Raw genomic sequence first — 284 nt, 5'->3', positions numbered from 1 at the left:
GCGAGCTGGTCCAGGCGCCATGCTGAAGGATCGCTTGGAGCAGATCCGGAATGCCGGCAGCCGTCGCGGACGTCTCGCCCACCGACCAGGCGTCGCCCATGGCGAGCAGCTGCCGCGGATCCGGACTGCCGGCGACCGTGGCGCCGATCGCGCGAGCTGGTCCAGGCGCCAGGCAGAACGATCGCTTGAAGCAGATTCGGATCGCCGGCAGCTGTGGCGGACGTCTCGCCCACCGACCAGGCGTCGCCCATTGCGTTGCAGCTGCAGCGGATCCGGACTGCCGG

1 protein-coding gene is annotated in these 284 nt (G+C 70.4%); it reads left to right on the top strand.

Annotated features, from left to right (window positions below):
- Nucleotides 1–98: 98 nt before the first annotated feature.
- Nucleotides 99–284, top strand: a 186-nt coding sequence (locus ACFPOF_RS33575) for a hypothetical protein (RefSeq protein WP_378138832.1), incomplete at its 3' end; no start/stop codon positions are given.

The organism is Cohnella soli (genome assembly GCF_042655525.1).
GTDB classification, from domain to species: Bacteria; Bacillota; Bacilli; order Paenibacillales; family Paenibacillaceae; genus Cohnella; species Cohnella soli.
This window is presented reverse-complemented; position numbering and strand designations above follow the sequence as displayed.